We start from the raw sequence: 17,689 nt of genomic DNA, 5'->3' as shown, positions 1-17,689 counted from the left end.
CATAAGGGATGCCATAGGACGTGAGCCACAGGAGGAACGACATGGCTGCCCCCAATCAGTTTCAATGGGACGACGCCTTGCTGCTGGAGGATCAGCTTACTGAAGACGAGCGCATGATCCGTGATACGGCCCGCGCCTATGCGCAGGACAAGCTGCAGCCGCGTGTCATCGAAGCCTACCGCGAGGAAAAGACCGATCCTTCGATCTTCCGCGAAATGGGCGAGCTCGGCCTGCTCGGCATCACGGTTTCGGATACCTATGGCGGCGTCGGCGCCTCCTATGTGGCTTACGGCCTTGTTGCCCGCGAAGTCGAGCGCGTCGATTCCGGCTATCGCTCGATGATGAGCGTACAGTCCTCTCTGGTGATCTATCCGATCTATGCTTATGGCTCGGAAGAGCAGAAGCAGAAATATCTTCCAAAGCTGATATCCGGCGAATGGATCGGCTGCTTCGGCCTCACCGAGCCGGATGCGGGCTCCGATCCAGGCGGCATGAAGACGCGCGCGGTCAAGACCGATACCGGTTATCGGCTTACGGGCTCCAAGATGTGGATCTCGAATGCGCCGGTTGCCGATGTCTTCGTCGTCTGGGCGAAATCGGAGGCCCATGGCGGCGCGATCCGCGGTTTCGTGCTGGAAAAGGGCATGAAGGGCCTCTCCGCCCCAAAGATCGCCGGCAAGCTTTCGCTGCGTGCCTCGATCACCGGCGAAATCGTGCTCGATAATGTCGAAGTCGGCGAAGATCACCTGCTGCCCAATGTCGAAGGGCTAAAGGGTCCGTTTGGTTGCCTCAACCGCGCTCGCTACGGCATTTCCTGGGGTTCTCTCGGTGCCGCCGAATTCTGCTGGCATGCCGCTCGTCAATATGGCCTTGATCGCAAGCAGTTCGGCCGCCCGCTCGCCCAGACCCAGCTCTTCCAGAAGAAGCTCGCGGATATGCAGACGGAAATCTCGCTTGGTCTCCAGGCGTCGCTCCGCGTCGGCCGCCTGATGGACGAGGGCAAGATGGCGCCGGAGATGATCTCCATCGTCAAGCGTAACAATTGCGGCAAGGCGCTCGATATCGCCCGCATGGCCCGCGACATGCACGGCGGCAACGGCATTTCGGAAGAATTCCAGGTCATGCGCCACATGGTCAATCTGGAAACGGTCAACACCTATGAGGGTACCCATGACGTGCACGCCCTCATCCTCGGCCGCGCCCAGACCGGGCTGCAGGCTTTCTTCTGAGCTGTGACATGACAGCCCCGCTGCAAGGCCTGAAGGTTCTCGAACTCGCGCGCATTCTGGCCGGTCCCTGGATCGGCCAGACGCTCGCCGATCTTGGCGCCGACGTGATCAAGGTGGAGAGCCCCCAAGGGGACGACACCCGCACCTGGGGGCCTCCCTTCGTCGAGAGTGAGGATGGCAGCCAGCTCGATGCTGCCTATTTTCACGCCTGTAATCGCGGCAAGCGATCCGTGGTGCTCGATTTCACCACGCCGGAGGGGCAGGAAGCCGTGCGCCGGCTTGCTGCGCAGTCCGATGTGCTGCTTGAAAACTTCAAGGTCGGCGGCTTGGAGAAATACGGGCTCGATTACGAGAGCCTGAAGGCGATCAATCCGCGCCTTGTCTATTGCTCGGTCACCGGCTTCGGTCAGGATGGGCCTTATGCCCATCGCGCCGGATACGACTATATCATCCAGGGCATGAGCGGGATCATGGACCTGACCGGCGATCCAAATGGCGAACCGCAGAAGATCGGCGTTGCCTTTGCCGATATATTCACCGGGCTCTATGGGGTGATCGGCGTGCAGGCAGCGCTTGCCCAGCGCGCGCGTACCGGCCAAGGCCAGCATATCGACATGGCGCTCTATGACAGCATGACCGGGGTGCTTGCCAATCAGGCGCTGAATTTCCTCGTCTCCGGCAAATCGCCGCGCCGGCTCGGCAATGCCCACCCGAACATCGCGCCCTATCAGGTCTTTCCGGTTGCCGATGGTCATCTGATTGTTGCCGTTGGCAATGACAGGCAATTCGCCAAGTTCTGCCAGTTGCTCGGTCGGCATGATCTGGCGGCGGATGCGCGCTACCAGACCAATGCCCTGCGTGTGCAGCACCGCGATACGCTGACGCCGACCTTGGCCGAGGAAACCGCAAAATTCCAGCGCGACGACCTGTTGGCGAAGCTGGAAGCGGCCGGTGTGCCCGGCGGGCCGATCAATACGGTAGCGGATGTGTTTTCCGATCCGCAGATCGAGCATCGGGCAATGCGGGTCGATGCATCCCATACGGGTGCAGCGGGCGGCACGGCGCCGGGCGTGCGCACGCCGATCACCTTCTCCGGTGCAGAGCTTGCACTGGAGCGCGGTTCACCGCGTCTGGGCGAGCACACCGATGAAGTGCTGCGCGAAATCGGTTTGAGGAGCTAAGACTTCGGCTCGCTCCCTCTTCTCCCTTGTGGGAAAAGGTGGCCCGAAGGGCCGGATGAAGGGGGCGGCCGGCTCTGAATTTGCCGCACTACCCCCTCAAATATTCCCCATGCAGAGATACTTCATCTCCAGATAGTCTTCCGCCCCGTGGCGGGAGCCCTCGCGGCCGATGCCGGATTGCTTGAGGCCGCCGAAGGGGGCCGCTTCGGACGACATGCGGCCGGTATTGATGCCGATCATGCCGTATTCCAAGGCCTCCGCCACGCGCCACACCTTCTTCAGTTCGGTCGCGTAGAAGTAAGCAGCGAGGCCATAGATCGTGTCGTTGGCCTCGGCGATCACATCCTCAATCCGCTCAAAGCGGATGATAGGGGCAACGGGGCCGAAGGTTTCATCGCATGCGACCAGCATGTGACGATGCACATCCGAGAGCACGGCAGGCGAATAGAAGGCGCCGGCGCCATCCAATTTTTCGCCGCCACAGAGCAGCGTCGCGCCCTTGTAAACGGCGTCGGCAACATGGGCCTCAACCTTCTTGAGCGCCCGTTCATCGATGAGCGGGCCGATCGTCACGGTTGGCGAAAAGCCATCGCCGACGACGAGCTTTTTCGTTTCGTCCGCAAGCTTGCGGGCAAATTCGTCATAGACGCCGCTCTGGACGTAGAAGCGGTTGGCCGAGGTGCAGGTCTGGCCGGCATTGCGGAATTTTGCCTGGATCGCGCCATCGACGGCCGCGTCGATATCGGCACAATCGAAGACGATAAAAGGCGCGCTACCGCCAAGCTCGAGGCTCACCTTCTTGATCTGGTCGGAACACTGCCGCATCAGGATGCGACCAACCTCCGTCGAGCCGGTGAAGCTGATCTTGCGCACCTTCGGATTGCCGCAGAGTTCGCGGCCGACGGCATCGCCCTCAGAAGAAAGGATGAGGCTCAGCACACCTTCGGGAAGGCCGGCGTGACGGGCGAGCGTGTACATGGCAAGCGCGATCAGCGGCGTCTGTTCGGCCGGCTTCAGGATGACGGCGCAGCCAACGGCCAGCGCCGGAGAAATCTTGCGGGCCACCATAGAGGCCGGAAAATTCCACGGTGTAATTGTGCCGACGACGCCGACCGGTTGTTTGATGACCAGCATGCGCCTGTCGACCGAGGGGGAGGGGATGGTCTCGCCGTAAACGCGCTTGGCTTCTTCCGCGTACCATTCGATATAGGCTGCGGCGTGCTGCAGTTCGGATCTGGATTCCCCGAGTGGCTTGCCCATTTCCGCCGTCAGGATGGCGGCGAGGTCGTCGATATGGGCAAGCACCAGATCGTGCCAGCGTCGCATGACGGCGCTGCGGTCTTTGGCGGGCAGGGCAGCCCAGGCCACCTGCGCGATGCTGGCTGCGTCAATTGCCGCACGGGTTTCCCTCACGCCCATATCGGGCAATGTCGCGAGCAGTTCACCCGTTGAAGGGTTATAGACCGAAAACGTCTCGCCGCCTTCGGCAAAAGGCCCGTTCTCAAGCCCAAGACGCGCGGGTTCCTTGACGTGATGTGTCAGCTGAGCGGTAAAGATCATGGATGATCCTTTCTGCCGCGATGTCCTTGTCGGAGTAGCGGGTCTACATGCGCGAACGGATCGGCTCTGCGGGGGCGCCGGTGGGCCCTTGGATGTAGCGGATCGCTGTAATCGCGTCCATCGGCGACGTGCCGCCGATGGACATCTTGCTTTGCTTCTTAGGCGCGGGCTTCGAGGATCGAAGCTTCGAGGATATCGAGCGCCTCCGCGAAGACGCCGTCCTGAATGGTGATCGGCGCCAGGAAGCGGATAACGTTGCCATGAACGCCGCAGGTCAGCAGGATCAGGCCCTTTTCGAGAGCCTTCAGGCGCACCTTGTTGGCGAAATCGGCGCTCGGCAGATTGGTCGTGACGTCGTTGAACTCGACGGCGTTCATGAAGCCCGGACCGCGGATATCGACGATCTCAGGTGCCTTTTCGCGGATCGCTGCAAGGCGCTGCTTCAGGCGAGCGCCAAGCTGTTCGGCGCGGTTGCAAAGGTCTTCGTCCTCGATGACGTCGAGAACAGCATGGGCTGCGGCAATACCGATCGGGCTACCGCCATAGGTGCCGCCGAGCCCGCCCGGCCCTGGTGCATCCATGATGTCCTTGCGACCGGTGACAGCCGCGATCGGGAAACCGCCGCCCAGACCCTTGGCCATGGTCATCAGGTCGGCGGCAATTCCGTAATGCTCCATGGCAAACAGCTTGCCGGTACGCGCAAAGCCGGTCTGCACTTCATCGGCGATCAAGAGAATTCCGTGCTGGTCACAGATTTCGCGGATGGCTTTCATGAAGTTGACCGGAACAGGATAGAAGCCGCCTTCACCCTGCACCGGCTCGATGATGATGGCCGCGACGCGGTTCGGATCGACATCGGCCGCGAAAAGCTTCTTCAGAACACCAAGCGACTGCTCGACGGTGGTGCCATGCATTTCGACCGGGAAGGGCGCGTGGAAAACATCGCCCGGCATGGCGCCGAAACCGACCTTGTAGGGCACGACCTTGCCGGTCAGCGCCATGCCCATGAAGGTGCGTCCATGAAAACCGCCGCTGAAGGCGATGGCGGCCTGACGCCCGGTGGCAGCACGGGCGATCTTGACGGCGTTTTCGACGGCTTCCGCACCTGTCGTCACGAAGATCGTCTTCTTCTCGAAATCGCCAGGGGTGATAGCATTCAGGCGCTCGGCAAGCTCGACATAATTCTCGTAAGGCACGACCTGGTGGCAGGTGTGGGTGAAGCGATCGAGCTGGTTCTTGACGGCCTCGATCACCCGCGGGTGGCGGTGACCGGTGTTGACGACGGCGATACCGGCGGCAAAATCGATGTAGCGATTGCCTTCCTTATCCCAGATCTCGGCGTTTTCAGCGCGGTCGGCGTAAATCTGCGTGGTCATGCCAACGCCACGAGAAATGGCGGCATTCTTGCGGTCGGTGAGAGAAGTCACAATCGTCGTCCTAAAGTGAGGTGATTTTTTTAAATCCTATATTTTTTCTGTAGGTTTGCAAATCAAATTTTGTGATCCTACGCTAACCCTCTCGGATGCTTTTTCTTGTCAAACGCGAAGCATTGTGGCTACACTGTCGGAACATTGCAGCAGTGGATATTTTTTGATCTGGCACGCGGCGAAGGTAATCCGAGCCGTACGCAACTGACTATTCGTGCGCCATTTTTCCTCTCCGAACCTATTCGTTCGGTCAACGTTGGAAGTGGCGTTCCAAGCCGCGGATGCAAAGGCATTTCCATGCACTATGACCTTTGCATACATGCCGAAGACTGATTTTCAACATTCCTGTTTTTCAGGTCGACAAACCTTTCCTTGAAACATTTCAGCATCAGGAGAATGACGCCATGACAGCAGATACGATCATTCGGGCCCGCATCGATTCCGGAACCAAGCAGCGGGCTGTGGAAGCCTTGTCTGCCATGGGGCTTTCCCTCTCCGATGCCATCCGTATGTTGATGCTGCGTATTGCCGAAGAGCGTCGCCTGCCGTTTGAGCTGAAAGTTCCGACCTATGAGGATACGGAAGCTGAAGCTTTCGCCGAAAGGCCGGTGCGGCGCATGGAGAATGGTGAAGATCTTTTTCGTGACCTGGAACATTGACACAAAGCATGAGGGCGTCAGTGATGAGCGCTGACGCCCCTGTTCGATACAAGGTTGCCGAAGCCGCGCGGCTTGCAGGCGTTTCCGCATCCACTCTGCGCCTTTGGGAAACACAGGGGCTTGTGGTGCCCGATCGGTCCTCGACAGGCCATCGGCAATACAGCGAAAGCGATCTTGCCCGGCTGAAGAGGATTTCCTGGTTTCGCGCCGAGCGTGGGCTTAACCCGGCTGCGATCCGCGAAGCGCTCGATGCGGAGACAGGAGATGACGCCGGTGTTTCAGACGGCGGCAGCGTTTCGCCGGTCGGCCGCAAGCTGCGCAGCCTGCGCCATGCCGCGGGCAAGACGCTGGAACAGGTGGCCGGCGACGTCGGCATCGCACCCTCGGTTCTTTCGACCCTTGAACGCACATCGCAGGGCGTTTCCGTCACCGTTCTTCACAATCTAGCGTCTTACTTCGATACCACCGTGTCCAGCCTTTCCGGCGAGGATGAGCCGGAGAGCCGCGCCGTCGTTCGGGCCGGCGAGTGGCGCGCATGGCCTCGGACCACGCCCGGCGTGACGGTGCAACTGCTTGCCGAAGGCCGCAATCAGATGGATTGCCATCGCTTCGTACTGGAGGCAGGCGCTTCAAGCGAGGGTGCCTATCGGCATGAGGGCGAAGAGTTCGTCTATGTGCTCTCGGGCCGTGTAGAATTCATCATCGATGGCGAGCATTTCCACGATCTCGGCCCGGGGGATTCGCTTTATTTCGCGAGCCGGCGCCACCACGCCTGGGTAAATCGTCACGATGGCGAAACAGTCCTGCTCTGGATCAATACGCCGCCGACCTTCTGATCGCTGGGATCAATCGGAATAATACCCGCTATTGCCGCTATCTATTTCGGTTATGCGAAATGCCGCCTTAGGATCGTCGCAACCATCACCGACCGATGGATAAAAGAGGGAACGTCATGATAAGAAAACAGATGATCGCATGGGCTTTCGCCTGTGCCGCCGCCTTTTCAACGACTGCTGCTCACTCCGCCGACACGCTGCTGATCGGCACGGAAGGTGCCTATCCGCCCTTCAACTTCGTTGATTCCGCCGGCAAGATCGGTGGCTTCGATGTCGATATCGGACTGGCACTCTGCGCGAAAATGAATGTCGAATGCGAAGTCGTGGCGCAGGACTGGGACGGCATCATTCCGGGACTGATCGCCAAGAAGTACGACATTATCATCGCCTCGATGTTCATTACAGAAGAACGCAAGAAGCAGGTCGCGTTCACCGATCCTTATTATCTCGCAGCCATGACCCATGTCTTGCCGAAAGGCTCCGACATCAAGGAATTTACCAACGAGGCGCTGAAGGGCAAGGTCATCGGCGCGCAGTCCGGTACGACGCAGGCCGATTACATCGCCGCGACTTATCCGGATGCCGATATCAAGCTTTATCCGACGCAGGACGAAACCAATCTCGATATGGTCAACGGTCGCCTCGACATGCAGGTCGGCGATATGCTGCCCATGCTGGACTGGGTCACAAAGTCTGAGGACGGCAAGTGCTGCGAACTCGTGGGTGATCCGATCACCGACAAGAAGTTCGTTGGTGATGGCGTTGGTATCGCCTTACGTCAGGACGACAGCGACCTGCGCGAAAAGCTCAACAAGGCGCTTGCCGACATCCGCGCCGACGGCACTTACAAGACGATCAACGACAAGTATTTCACCATCGACGTCTATACGATGAAGTGATCGCAAAGCAGCTTCGTCTTCTGGCCTCCCCGAACCGTTTGGGGAGGCTTTTTATTTGGTTACGTCTATGACAACGCGCCCCTGAATTTGGCCGGCGACGATATCCTGAGCAAGCTGGGGCAGATTTGAGAGCGGCTCGACCCGGCTGATCGCAGCAAGATGCGCGCGATCCAGGCTTTCGGCGAGGATGGACCAGGCGCGATCACGGCGATTATGATCTGCATAAACGGAATCCACGCCAATGAGCGCCACGCCGCGCAGGATGTGCGGCATGACACTTGCCGGCAGGTCTGCCCCACCTGCCAGACCGCAGGCCGCAATGGCGCCGTTGCGGGCCGTTTGCGCGAGCACGTTGGCGAGGGTTGTCGAGCCGACGGAATCGACGCCGCCCGCCCAACGTTCCGGCTGCAGCACGCCGCCCTTCTCAGCCAGCGTTGATCGGTCGATAAAGCCGGTCGCGCCAAGTTTGGCGAGATAATCGTGGCTTTCCGGTCGTCCGGTCGAGGCTGTGACGCGGTAGCCGCGTGCCGTGAGCAGTGAAACGGCGACGGAGCCGACGCCGCCTGCCGCACCGGTGACGATAATCTCACGATCGCCCATCTTTATGGCGCCCCAATCTTCAAGGGCGGCGACGCTCAGGGCTGCCGTATAACCGGCGGTTCCTATGGCCATGCTTTCCTCAAGGCTGAAGGCATCGGGCAGTCGTGTCAGCCATTCCGGCTTCAGCCGCTGATAGCGCGTATAGGCGCCCCATTCCGTTTCGGAGAGGCCCCAGCCATTGACCACCACCTTGTCGCCGGGCTTCCAGTTCGGGTCTCGCGATTCAACCACGGTTCCCGCGAGATCGACACCGGCAACCATCGGCAGGCGGCGAGCGATACGACCCTTGCCTGTGATGGCCAGACCGTCCTTGTAGTTGACCGTCGAGTAGGAGACTTCCACCAGCACGTCATGATCGGGCAGATCTGAAAGCGCCAGCATCCTGAAACTGGGAACCGGCTTGCCATTCTGATCCTCGATCATCAGGGCGCGGAACGGTTCGGTCATGATTTTCTCCTCGGTAACATCGCGTGGGCGCCACCATGGCATGGGGTCGGCACGAAAGCCATGTCGACGAAAGGCAAACAAGCCTGCCGGGCGATCGAAGGGGAAAAGCTATACCGCTCAACGTGTTGATGAGGATTTCCGAATTCTTTTGTGGCTATTTCCGATAGTATATCTACGCCGATATTTTCTGAAGAAAACTATAATGAACGCTATGCTTGCCACGCAGGGCTGATTTGACTCTTGCCCTCTGGAAAAAGATTTCCGCCTGTGCCATATGAGCTTCGTCAATATCCAATGGAGCTTATCATGACTTCGCAGCGCAAGCTCGCGAACCCCGGTTTTTTCCAGGTTCTCTGGAGTGCCCTCCTTCTCGGACGGGCTCGCGAAACCGAGCTGTTCACCGCACCTCGCGGTCGTTAATCTTTCACTCCGGCCTGATTCAACCTTAATTGCTTGCTGCCATCTTCGGGCGGTGACTGATCAGACCGGCGAAAAGGTCACCGAGACTTTCAGACCTTTGCCATCACGTCCGTCGGAAAGGTCAACCTTTCCGGCGAACAGGCTGGCTATTTCCTCGACGATCGGCAGGCCGAGGCCCATGCCGGGAGCATCGGTTTCACCGCCGCGCGCAAAACGCTGGCGGGCAATCTGCCGTTTCTCCGGCGGAATGCCCGGACCGTTGTCCTCGACTTCGAGACGGGCCACTCCGGCGAGCGATGCCACGCGCACGGTCACTTCAGCACCCTTGCCGGCATAGGCAAGCGCATTTTCGATCAGGTTGCGCAGCAGTTCACCGATCAGCAGCGGCTCGGCGGCGACGAACACTTGTCCTTCTCCTTCAAAGCCAAGATCGACATCGGCTTCGCCGGCCTTCGGCACATAGTCGGCCGTGATCTCCTGAGCGAGTGAAGTCAGGTTCAACGGTTCGGGAAGCGCTCGCTGGCTTGACCCGGCGGCATCGATCTTTGCCATCATCAAGAGTTGCTTCAGGATGCGCTCCGCATGGGCCACGGCCTCGTCACCCTTGCGGGCGGCGGCCTGCGCCTCTTCCAGTGTGGACGCGCGGGCAGAAAGAGCAAGCTGGGTGCGGATGATGGCGAGCGGCGTGCGCAGTTGATGGCTGGCATTGCCGCTGAAATGCCGGAGAGCATCGAGCGCCGATTGCAGCCGCACCATGAAGGAGTTGACTGTCTCGACCAGCCCTTCGACTTCACTCGGCACCGATTGCCGGATCGGATGCAGATCGTCCGGGCTGCGCTCCGAAATGGCATCGCCCAGCCTGTAAAGCGGGCGCAGCGAGAAGGTAACGGCGATCCAGACGATGGTCGCAGCGCCGAGGATCATGACGGCGAGCCTGAGAGCGGAACGCAGCAGAATTGTCTGGGCGAGTTGACGGCGCGCAATCGTCGTTTCCGCGACGGTGACAACGAAGGGAACGGAGTTTATGCCGGTCGAGGCCGAGCGTTCGAGTACGGCGATGCGGATCGGCTCGCCACGAAATTCTGCATCGGCATAGGCGGAAGCTTCCCCTTTCATGTCGATCGACGGCAGGTTTTGATAACCGGTGATAAACGTCCCGGGTGGCCCATCGACCCGGTAGAACACGCGGTCCTGTGCCGCGGATGTCAGCATCTCCAGGGCCACATAGGGAATATCGACTTCCAAAGCGCCATCTTCCGAAACGACAACACGCTCGGCAATGGCAAGGGCGGAACCGGCCAAAACACGGTCGGAAACGGTGTTCGCGGTTTTCACCGCCTCGCGATAGGTATCCGCGAGCGCGATCACGCCTATCACGGCCGTCGAGATCAGCAGCCAGGCCAGCAGCCTTCTTCGAAGCGAATAGGCGCCGCTCAAGAACTCGCCGCCTTTTCGAGATAATAGCCGATGCCGCGGGCGGTGCGCACCGTCAGCCCGTGCGGCGCAAGTCTTTTCCTGAGCCGGCTTACATATTGCTCGATCGCGTTGGAGCTCAGATCGTCGTCGAAGGCCGTAAGAGACTGGATGATCGCCTCCTTGGCCACGACCTTGCCAGCGCGCAGGAAGAGGATTTCAAGAAGCCCGAGTTCCCGCAGCGGAATATCGATGATGGCGCCATCAACCGAAAAGACGCGCGACTTCAGGTCGAAGGAGACATTCCCGTAGCTGACATTGGAGGCACGCAATCCGGCCTGACGGCGCAGCAGAACCCGCACCCGGGCCTCGAACTCGCCGACATCGAAGGGCTTGATCATGTAGTCGTCGGCGCCGAGGTCGAGGCCCTTGACCCGCTCCTCCGGCGTGCCGCGGGCCGTCAGGATCATCACGGCCGATCTGTTCTGGCGGGCCCGCATGGCGCGCAGCACGTCCAGCCCATCCATTTCCGGCAGCGTCAGATCAAGGATGACGAGATCGAAATTCTCCGTGGCGAGCACGGCGTTGGCGGACGCGCCGTCGGCCACGACATCCACCGCATAACCGCTGGAGCGCAGGATGGCCGAAAGCCCCTCCGACAGCGTCGCATTGTCCTCCACTAGCAATATCCGCACGCCTTGCCATCCTCCAGCGGTCAGATTTCATCCGCTCTTTTGAATTAGCGCAACATACTCGGCAGCGGAACAGTTTTTGCGAGAGCACACAGTGGTCACTCGCCAAATGCGGCGTGCTTGTGAAGTCCTTGCCGCTGCTGCATGATCCGGTCATGCGCAGCCTCTTGTCTCTGTTTGTCCTTATTGCATTTCCGTCGCTGGCCGTGGCGGAGGCGACGTTCTATCCTGCTCCATCCGGAGACGCGGAGGCACGCGTCCTCACCGTCTATTCGTCCCTTGATGGCCCGTTGGCGCGGCCCATGGTCGAAGGCTTCCAGAAGGCGAACCCGGATATTGCCGTGCGTTACGAAGAGATGCTGACGGGCGAGATCTACGACCGCATCGTTCATGAGACCGATGCTGGCGAAAAGACCGCCGATTTTGCCTTTTCCTCAGCCATGGACCTCCAGGTGAAGCTTTCGAATGACGGCTACGCCCAGCGCAGCGACCTTTCGCTCAGCGGCCGTTGGCCACAGTGGGCGAACTGGCGCAACACGGCCTACGCACTGACCTTCGAGCCTGCCGTCTTTGTCTATCACAAGCCGAGCTTCGTCCATGAAAAGCCGCCTGCAAGCCGTGCCGAATTTGTCGACTACCTGAAACGAAAGGGCAATTCCGTTTTCGGGCAGATCGGTACCTATGACATCGATCGATCCGGCGTCGGCTTCCTGTTCATGGCCCGCGATCAGGAGCAGTTCGGTGATATCTGGTCGGTGATTCAGGCCATGGGGGCGGCCGGTGTCAAACTCTATTCCACGAGCTCGGCCATCCTCGAGCGGGTCTCGGATGGGCGTTTCGTGCTTGGCTACAATATCGTCGGTTCCTATGCTGCCGATTGGGCCTCGCGTCATCCGGACGTCGGCATTGTTCTTCCCAAGGATTATACCGTCGTCATGTCGCGCATCGGTCTGGTGCCGCAGGCCGCAGCGGCGCCGGATCTCGGTCGTCGCTATCTCGAGTTCTTCATGTCGCCCGAGGGGCAGTCGATCATGGCGCGTGAGCTGCATATCGCGGCCGTCAATCCGGATGTTGCCGGCGACAACACGGCAAGCACCATGCAGGAAATTCTTGGCGCACAATTGCGTCCCGTCCCTGTCAGTCCGGGATTGATGGTCTATCTAGATCAGGTGAAGCGCGCACGCTTGATCGCACGCTGGAATGAGGCCTTGCGGCTGCAGTAGACGATGGCTGTTTTTTGGAGGAAGCTGCCGTCGCTTTCGCCACAAGAATGAATGTCAGGTAAATGACAGCTTTCTGTGGTGCTTTGCAGGTCTTCATCGTCCGTGGAGGCGGACGAAGAGGCAGGTTGGGAGGAGAACGCCGGCCACAGCCCCGTTTCGGGCACGGCAACCCCTTCCGTCTGCGCAGTTAACATGCGCGCCAGAGGCGCCCGACGGAGGACTACCCTTGAAACAGTTTCTTATCGCTTCCATCCTTGCCGGCGCTGTTGCCTTTTCGGCAAGCGCTGCCGATTACACCATTATCGCCCCGGCCAATCCGGGCGGCGGCTGGGACCAGACCGCCCGTTCGATGCAGACCTCGCTTCAGCAGGAAGGCATCTCCGGCAACGTTCAGGTCCAGAACGTACCGGGCGCCGGCGGCACGATCGGCCTTGCCCAGTTCGCCAGCCAGTCGAACGGCAATCCGAATGCCCTGATCGTCGGCGGCTATGTCATGGTCGGCGCCATCCTCACCAACAAGTCGCCGGTTTCCTTGAAGGACGTCACCCCGATCGCCCGTCTGACCGGCGAATACGAAGCCATCGTCGTTCCGGCCGAATCACCGCTTAAGACGTTTGGTGATCTGGTCGAGGCGCTGAAGAAGGACCCCGGCGCCGTATCCTGGGCTGGCGGGTCTGCCGGCGGTACCGACCACATTGCGGTCGGCCTGATTGCCAAGGCAGCCGGCGTTGATCCGACCAAGATCAACTACATCGCCTATTCCGGCGGTGGCGAAGCGCTGGCGGCCATCCTCGGCAACCAGGTCACGGCCGGCATCTCCGGTTACGGCGAGTTCGAGTCCCAGGTGAAGTCCGGCACGTTGCGCCTGCTCGCCGTTTCCTCGGATGCACGCATTGACGGCATCGATGCCCCGACCATCAAAGAAAGCGGCCTCGATGTGGTCGTTCAGAACTGGCGCATGGTCGCCGCCGCTCCGGGGCTCAGCGACGAGCAGAAGGCTGCGGTTACCGCAGATATCGAAAAGCTTGCCAAGTCGGCCAGCTGGCAGGAAACCCTGAAGACCAAGGGCTGGCAGGATACCTACCTCGCAGGCCCTGCTTTTGAAGAACAGCTTGCCAAGGATATTTCCGCGACCGAGACCATCCTCAAAGAGATCGGGCTTGTTCAATGAACAAGGGTAACACCCCTTTGAACGGTAAGCGCCGCCCGGATCGGGCGGCGCTGTTCATTGCCGTTTTCCTCGCCGCAATCGCTGCAATCATCTTCTGGGATGTCTCCCGGCTTGCGGCCATCGCCAGCTATTCGCGCATCGGCCCCGCGACCGTGCCTTTTGTGATTGCCTGTGTGCTCGTGGTTCTTGCTATCTGGACGGCGTTTGAAGCCTGGCGCGGTGATTTTCCCGAGCGGGAGCGTCAGGAGATCGGCCCTGTCGTGTGGATCGTCGGCGGACTGGTTGCACAGCTTCTCTTGCTCAAAGTTGCCGGTTTCTCGATTGCGACCGGCATCCTGTTTGCCGCGGCGGCGGCCGGCTTTGGAAAGCGCAAGCTTTGGATCACCCTTCCGGTTGGCATCGCGCTCTGTCTCGGAGTCTGGCTGATCTTTGCTGGCCTGTTGCAGCTCTCCCTGCCTGCAGGCCCGCTTGAACATCTGTTTCTCTGAGGGCATGGCGCAATGAACACTTTCGAATTCCTGCTGCATGGTCTCAGCATCGCAATGCAGCCGATGAACCTGCTCTATGCACTGATCGGCGTCACACTTGGCACCGCCGTTGGCGTTCTGCCCGGTATCGGCCCGGCACTGACGGTCGCGCTTCTGCTGCCCGTTACCTACAAGCTCGATCCGGCGGGCTCGCTGATCATGTTTGCCGGCATCTATTACGGCGGTATGTACGGCGGCTCCACCACCTCGATCCTGCTCAACACGCCTGGAGAAAGCTCGTCGATCGTTACGGCGCTGGAGGGCAACAAGATGGCCCGAGCGGGCCGCGGCGGACCGGCGCTGGCGACGGCGGCGATCGGCTCCTTCGTGGCGGGTCTTATCGCAACCATCGCGCTTGCCTTCATCGCGCCCTTCGTCGTCAAGCTGGCGCTGGTTTTTGGCCCGCGCGAATATTTCGCTCTGATGGTTCTCGCTTTTGTCACCGTGTCTTCGGCTTTCGGCGATTCGACCCTGCGTGGTTTGACGTCGCTGTTCATCGGTCTGGCGCTGGCCACCATCGGCATCGACCAACTGACGGGGCAGGCGCGTCTCAGCTTCGGCGTTCCCGATCTCCTTGATGGTATCGAGGTGACTACGCTTGCCGTTGCCATGTTCGCCATCGGTGAATCGCTCTATATCGCCGCCCAGGGTGATCGCGGCCCGGACAAGGTGGAAGCGGTCAAGGGTTCTGTCTGGATGACGGCTGCAGATTGGGCGCGTTCCTGGAAGCCATGGCTGCGCGGCACGGCGATCGGCTTTCCGATTGGTGCCATGCCGGCCGGTGGTGCGGAAATCGGCACTTTCCTCTCCTACGCGACCGAAAAGCGCCTGACCAAGCACCCCGAGGAATTCGGCAATGGCGCAATTGAAGGCGTGGCCGGCCCGGAAGCGGCCAACAATGCGTCGGCTGCGGGTACGCTTGTCCCGCTCCTGACGCTTGGCCTGCCAACGACGGCAACGGCGGCGATCATGCTCGCAGGCTTCCAGCAATACGGCCTGCAGCCGGGTCCGCTGCTGTTTGCAACCAACCCGCAACTTGTCTGGGGCCTGATCGCCAGCCTTCTGATCGCCAACCTGATGCTGCTGGTGCTGAACCTGCCGCTGGTCGGTCTCTGGGTGCGGCTCCTGACCATACCGAAGCCCTGGCTTTACGCCGGCATCCTGCTTTTCGCGACGCTCGGCACCATCGGCGCCAACCCGTCGCCCTTCGAGCTTGGCATGCTTCTGGCGTTCGGTCTGCTCGGTTATGTCATGCGCATCTTCGGCTATCCGATTGCGCCTGTGGTCGTCGGGCTCATCCTCGGGCCGCTCGCGGAGCAGCAGTTGCGCCGGGCGCTGTCGATCAGCCAGGGCGATATGACCGTACTCTTTACCTCTCCCATCGCAGCCGTGCTTCTGACCATCGCTGCGGCCGCCCTTATCGTCCCGCTCATCCTGCGGGCGCGGGGCCGGGGCGAGGTTCTCTCGCAATTGGCCGCCTCGGAAGATTGATCCTCCTCCCAAGCTGATCGACGAGCGACCAGATAACAGGCCGGGTTTCGAAAGAAACCCGGCCTGTTCGCGTTGCGTAGCCTGCTTGCCTTGCATAGCTGCGATGATGATTCGTGCATTGTAGAAAGGGCTGATGTGCCCCATCTTCAGGTGGTCAACCAATCACGAAAGCGAGAAAGCAAAATGACCGCCCGTAATTCTTCCACCCGTAAAGGCTTCTTCGGTCGTGCGATCGCCGTGTTCGGCGCTGCCTCCGCCGCTGCCGCGGCAGTTGAAGGTGGCCGTCGTCCTCTGGATCGCGACCTCAATACCCTCGGCATCGATCCGGCACGGTTTCACTCTGTAAACCGCGGCTGATCTGCACGATACTGATCTCCCAACGCAAAAGCCCGCCGGTGTTCCCCCGGCGGGCTTTTCGTTTGTTCGGTCACCTTCCGACTGCAGGAAAGGAGGCACCTTACTGGTGCGCCTCCTGCAGATCCTCGGCCTGTTCCTGCCGGTTGTAGCGGATCGATGACCAGAGCGAGACGCCGATCAGCGCTGCGCCGCCAAGACCGGTGATCACCTCGGGGATGTGCACCAGCGTCTGGAAGTACATGATCACCGAAAGGATCAGGATGGCGTAAAACGCGCCGTGTTCCAGATACCGGTACTCGGCCAGCGTTCCCTTCTCCACCAGCATGATCGTCATTGAGCGCACATACATGGCGCCGATACCGAGGCCGATGGCGATGATGAAGAGGTTCTGCGTCAGGGCGAAGGCGCCGATGACCCCATCGAAGGAGAAGCTGGCATCGAGCACTTCAAGATAAATAAAGGCGCCGAGGCCACCCTTTGCAGCCGCACTCATGGTCTGCTGGGAAGCATCGAGCAGGCCGCCGATCACTTCAACGACCAGGAAGGTCACCAGACCGTAGATTGCCGAATGCACGAATACCGTTGCTTCTTCGCCTTCCAGCAGGCGTGAGAAGCCGAGAATCAGGATGAGAACGAAAGCGATCTCGATGCCCTTGATCGTCGCGAACCGCGCCATGTGGCGTTCGAGGAAGGCGATCCAGTGCACATCCTTCTCGTGATCGAAGAAGTAGGTGAGGCCGACCATCATCAGGAAGGTGCCGCCGAAGGCCGCGATCGGAAGATGGGCCTCGTGCATGATGCGCGCATATTCCTCAGGACGGGCCGCCGCCAGGATGAGCGCGTCGATCGGGCCGATATTCGCAGCGATCACGACGATCAACAGCGGGAACACGATGCGCATGCCGAAGACAGCGATGATGATGCCCCAGGTGAGGAACCGATGCTGCCACTCAGGGGTCATGTCCTTGAGCTTGTTGGCATTGACGATGGCGTTATCGAAGGAAAGGGAAATCTCCAGCACCGCGAGAACGGTACAGATGAAGAAGACAGTTGCCGTACCGGAGATCGTGCCGGTCGAGTTCCAGCCAAGCCAGGCGCCGAGCAGAAGCCCGACAGCCGTGACGATGAAGGCCCACTTGAAATAACCGAGGGATGTGGTGTGCGTCTGAGGCTGGTTCATGGCCGTGCCTCCGTTACGAGCGGGAGGAACAGGCCTGCAGATATGCAGAAGGAGCGCATGCCAACGGAATGCGCTTGTCGCGAAGAGTGTAGTGTCATTTGTGCGTAATCCGCCGGCTATTTGCTGGCGGTACCGACATCACGAGAGCGCCGTAAAAACTCTCGCCAGAGGGGCCCGGCACCAGGTTCACTCCACCGCTTTCGATGTCTGACGGTCGGAGCGAGTCATTAATTAGCGATCCGGCACCGAAGGTCAAGAGGGTAGATTTACGGGATTTCCCCGATCTGGCGGTCGCCAGCGAAAGCTCATTCCGATTGGTGATCAACCCATCGTCTTTCGGGTATGGATCGGGCGGGTGGAATATGCGAGTGGCAGGT

16 protein-coding genes are annotated in these 17,689 nt (G+C 60.2%); 10 read left to right on the top strand and 6 right to left on the bottom strand.

Annotation, left to right across the window (positions count from 1 at the left end; genetic code table 11):
• Positions 1-41: 41 nt before the first annotated feature.
• Entirely contained in the window at positions 42-1,229 is a 1,188-nt protein-coding gene (locus tag BLX89_RS15380) for an acyl-CoA dehydrogenase (RefSeq protein WP_075291824.1), read from the top strand.
• A gap of 8 nt (positions 1,230-1,237) precedes the next feature.
• A complete protein-coding gene (locus BLX89_RS15375; protein WP_075291823.1) occupies positions 1,238-2,410 on the top strand; it encodes a CaiB/BaiF CoA transferase family protein in 1,173 nt (390 codons plus the stop codon).
• Between the two features lie 96 nt (positions 2,411-2,506).
• Here BLX89_RS15375 and BLX89_RS15370 read toward each other — a convergent pair whose 3' ends face one another.
• Both BLX89_RS15370 and BLX89_RS15365 read right to left on the bottom strand, forming a co-directional pair.
• On the bottom strand, positions 2,507-3,970 hold the full coding sequence (locus BLX89_RS15370) for an NAD-dependent succinate-semialdehyde dehydrogenase (RefSeq protein WP_075291822.1): 1,464 nt from the start codon (positions 3,968-3,970) through the stop codon (positions 2,507-2,509).
• Positions 3,971-4,128: 158 nt separating this feature from the next.
• Complete coding sequence (locus tag BLX89_RS15365) at positions 4,129-5,397, bottom strand: 4-aminobutyrate--2-oxoglutarate transaminase (RefSeq protein ID WP_075291821.1); 1,269 nt, start codon at positions 5,395-5,397, stop codon at positions 4,129-4,131.
• 404 nt (positions 5,398-5,801) lie between these two features.
• On the opposite strand from BLX89_RS15365, the gene BLX89_RS15360 reads away from it, so the two are divergent.
• The 3 genes from BLX89_RS15360 (at position 5,802) to BLX89_RS15350 (ending at position 7,791) form a co-directional block, all read left to right on the top strand.
• The gene (locus BLX89_RS15360; RefSeq protein ID WP_075291820.1) at positions 5,802-6,056 is read left to right on the top strand and encodes a type II toxin-antitoxin system RelB/DinJ family antitoxin; all 255 of its coding nucleotides are present in this window, start codon (positions 5,802-5,804) and stop codon (positions 6,054-6,056) included.
• Positions 6,057-6,079: 23 nt separating this feature from the next.
• Positions 6,080-6,892, top strand: a complete 813-nt coding sequence (locus tag BLX89_RS15355; RefSeq protein WP_075291819.1) for a MerR family transcriptional regulator — start codon at positions 6,080-6,082, stop codon at positions 6,890-6,892.
• Between the two features lie 119 nt (positions 6,893-7,011).
• Positions 7,012-7,791, top strand: a complete 780-nt coding sequence (locus BLX89_RS15350) for an ABC transporter substrate-binding protein (protein WP_075291963.1) — start codon at positions 7,012-7,014, stop codon at positions 7,789-7,791.
• Between the two features lie 51 nt (positions 7,792-7,842).
• On the opposite strand, the gene BLX89_RS15345 is transcribed toward BLX89_RS15350, so the two are convergent.
• From BLX89_RS15345 to BLX89_RS15335, 3 genes are all read right to left on the bottom strand, one after another.
• Positions 7,843-8,838 carry an MDR family oxidoreductase gene (locus BLX89_RS15345; RefSeq protein ID WP_075291818.1) on the bottom strand — a complete coding sequence of 332 codons (996 nt, stop codon included), beginning with the start codon at positions 8,836-8,838 and terminating at the stop codon, positions 7,843-7,845.
• Between the two features lie 480 nt (positions 8,839-9,318).
• Positions 9,319-10,695 (bottom strand): sensor histidine kinase, encoded by a 1,377-nt coding sequence (locus BLX89_RS15340; protein ID WP_075291817.1) that lies wholly within the window; start codon positions 10,693-10,695, stop codon positions 9,319-9,321.
• Positions 10,692-11,366, bottom strand: coding sequence for a response regulator (locus BLX89_RS15335; protein ID WP_075291816.1), 675 nt, complete (start codon positions 11,364-11,366; stop codon positions 10,692-10,694). The genes BLX89_RS15340 and BLX89_RS15335 overlap by 4 nt, the downstream gene beginning before the upstream one ends.
• A 152-nt stretch (positions 11,367-11,518) precedes the next feature.
• Here BLX89_RS15335 and BLX89_RS15330 point away from each other — a divergent pair, with 152 nt between their 5' ends.
• The 5 genes from BLX89_RS15330 (at position 11,519) to BLX89_RS24810 (ending at position 16,132) form a co-directional block, all read left to right on the top strand.
• Positions 11,519-12,586 carry an ABC transporter substrate-binding protein gene (locus tag BLX89_RS15330; protein ID WP_075291962.1) on the top strand — a complete coding sequence of 356 codons (1,068 nt, stop codon included), beginning with the start codon at positions 11,519-11,521 and terminating at the stop codon, positions 12,584-12,586.
• 226 nt (positions 12,587-12,812) lie between these two features.
• Positions 12,813-13,757, top strand: a complete 945-nt coding sequence (locus BLX89_RS15325) for a Bug family tripartite tricarboxylate transporter substrate binding protein (RefSeq protein ID WP_075291815.1) — start codon at positions 12,813-12,815, stop codon at positions 13,755-13,757.
• The gene (locus tag BLX89_RS15320; protein ID WP_075291814.1) at positions 13,754-14,245 is read left to right on the top strand and encodes a tripartite tricarboxylate transporter TctB family protein; all 492 of its coding nucleotides are present in this window, start codon (positions 13,754-13,756) and stop codon (positions 14,243-14,245) included. The genes BLX89_RS15325 and BLX89_RS15320 overlap by 4 nt, the downstream gene beginning before the upstream one ends.
• A 12-nt stretch (positions 14,246-14,257) precedes the next feature.
• Positions 14,258-15,775, top strand: coding sequence for a tripartite tricarboxylate transporter permease (locus tag BLX89_RS15315; protein ID WP_075291813.1), 1,518 nt, complete (start codon positions 14,258-14,260; stop codon positions 15,773-15,775).
• A gap of 183 nt (positions 15,776-15,958) precedes the next feature.
• The gene (locus BLX89_RS24810; protein WP_198935152.1) at positions 15,959-16,132 is read left to right on the top strand and encodes a hypothetical protein; all 174 of its coding nucleotides are present in this window, start codon (positions 15,959-15,961) and stop codon (positions 16,130-16,132) included.
• A 100-nt stretch (positions 16,133-16,232) separates the two neighbouring features.
• On the opposite strand, the gene BLX89_RS15310 is transcribed toward BLX89_RS24810, so the two are convergent.
• Complete coding sequence (locus BLX89_RS15310; RefSeq protein WP_075291812.1) at positions 16,233-17,312, bottom strand: DUF475 domain-containing protein; 1,080 nt, start codon at positions 17,310-17,312, stop codon at positions 16,233-16,235.
• Between the last annotated feature and the right edge of the window lie 377 nt (positions 17,313-17,689).

It is taken from the genome of Pararhizobium arenae, assembly GCF_001931685.1.
Lineage (GTDB): Bacteria > Pseudomonadota > Alphaproteobacteria > Rhizobiales > Rhizobiaceae > Pararhizobium > Pararhizobium arenae.
The sequence above is the reverse complement of the archived record's forward strand: the minus strand, read 5'-3'. Positions and strand labels throughout refer to the sequence as shown.

Excerpts from the sequence above, each read along its gene's own strand:
- BLX89_RS15380 (WP_075291824.1), top strand. The coding sequence starts at position 42 with ATGGCTGCCCCCAATCAGTTTCAATGGGACGACGCCTTGCTGCTGGAG.
- BLX89_RS15375 (WP_075291823.1), top strand. The coding sequence starts at position 1,238 with ATGACAGCCCCGCTGCAAGGCCTGAAGGTTCTCGAACTCGCGCGCATT.
- BLX89_RS15370 (WP_075291822.1), bottom strand. The coding sequence starts at position 3,970 with ATGATCTTTACCGCTCAGCTGACACATCACGTCAAGGAACCCGCGCGT.
- BLX89_RS15360 (WP_075291820.1), top strand. The coding sequence starts at position 5,802 with ATGACAGCAGATACGATCATTCGGGCCCGCATCGATTCCGGAACCAAG.
- BLX89_RS15355 (WP_075291819.1), top strand. The coding sequence starts at position 6,080 with ATGAGCGCTGACGCCCCTGTTCGATACAAGGTTGCCGAAGCCGCGCGG.
- BLX89_RS15345 (WP_075291818.1), bottom strand. The coding sequence starts at position 8,838 with ATGACCGAACCGTTCCGCGCCCTGATGATCGAGGATCAGAATGGCAAG.
- BLX89_RS15330 (WP_075291962.1), top strand. The coding sequence starts at position 11,519 with ATGCGCAGCCTCTTGTCTCTGTTTGTCCTTATTGCATTTCCGTCGCTG.
- BLX89_RS15320 (WP_075291814.1), top strand. The coding sequence starts at position 13,754 with ATGAACAAGGGTAACACCCCTTTGAACGGTAAGCGCCGCCCGGATCGG.
- BLX89_RS15315 (WP_075291813.1), top strand. The coding sequence starts at position 14,258 with ATGAACACTTTCGAATTCCTGCTGCATGGTCTCAGCATCGCAATGCAG.
- BLX89_RS24810 (WP_198935152.1), top strand. The coding sequence starts at position 15,959 with ATGACCGCCCGTAATTCTTCCACCCGTAAAGGCTTCTTCGGTCGTGCG.
- BLX89_RS15310 (WP_075291812.1), bottom strand. The coding sequence starts at position 17,312 with ATGAACCAGCCTCAGACGCACACCACATCCCTCGGTTATTTCAAGTGG.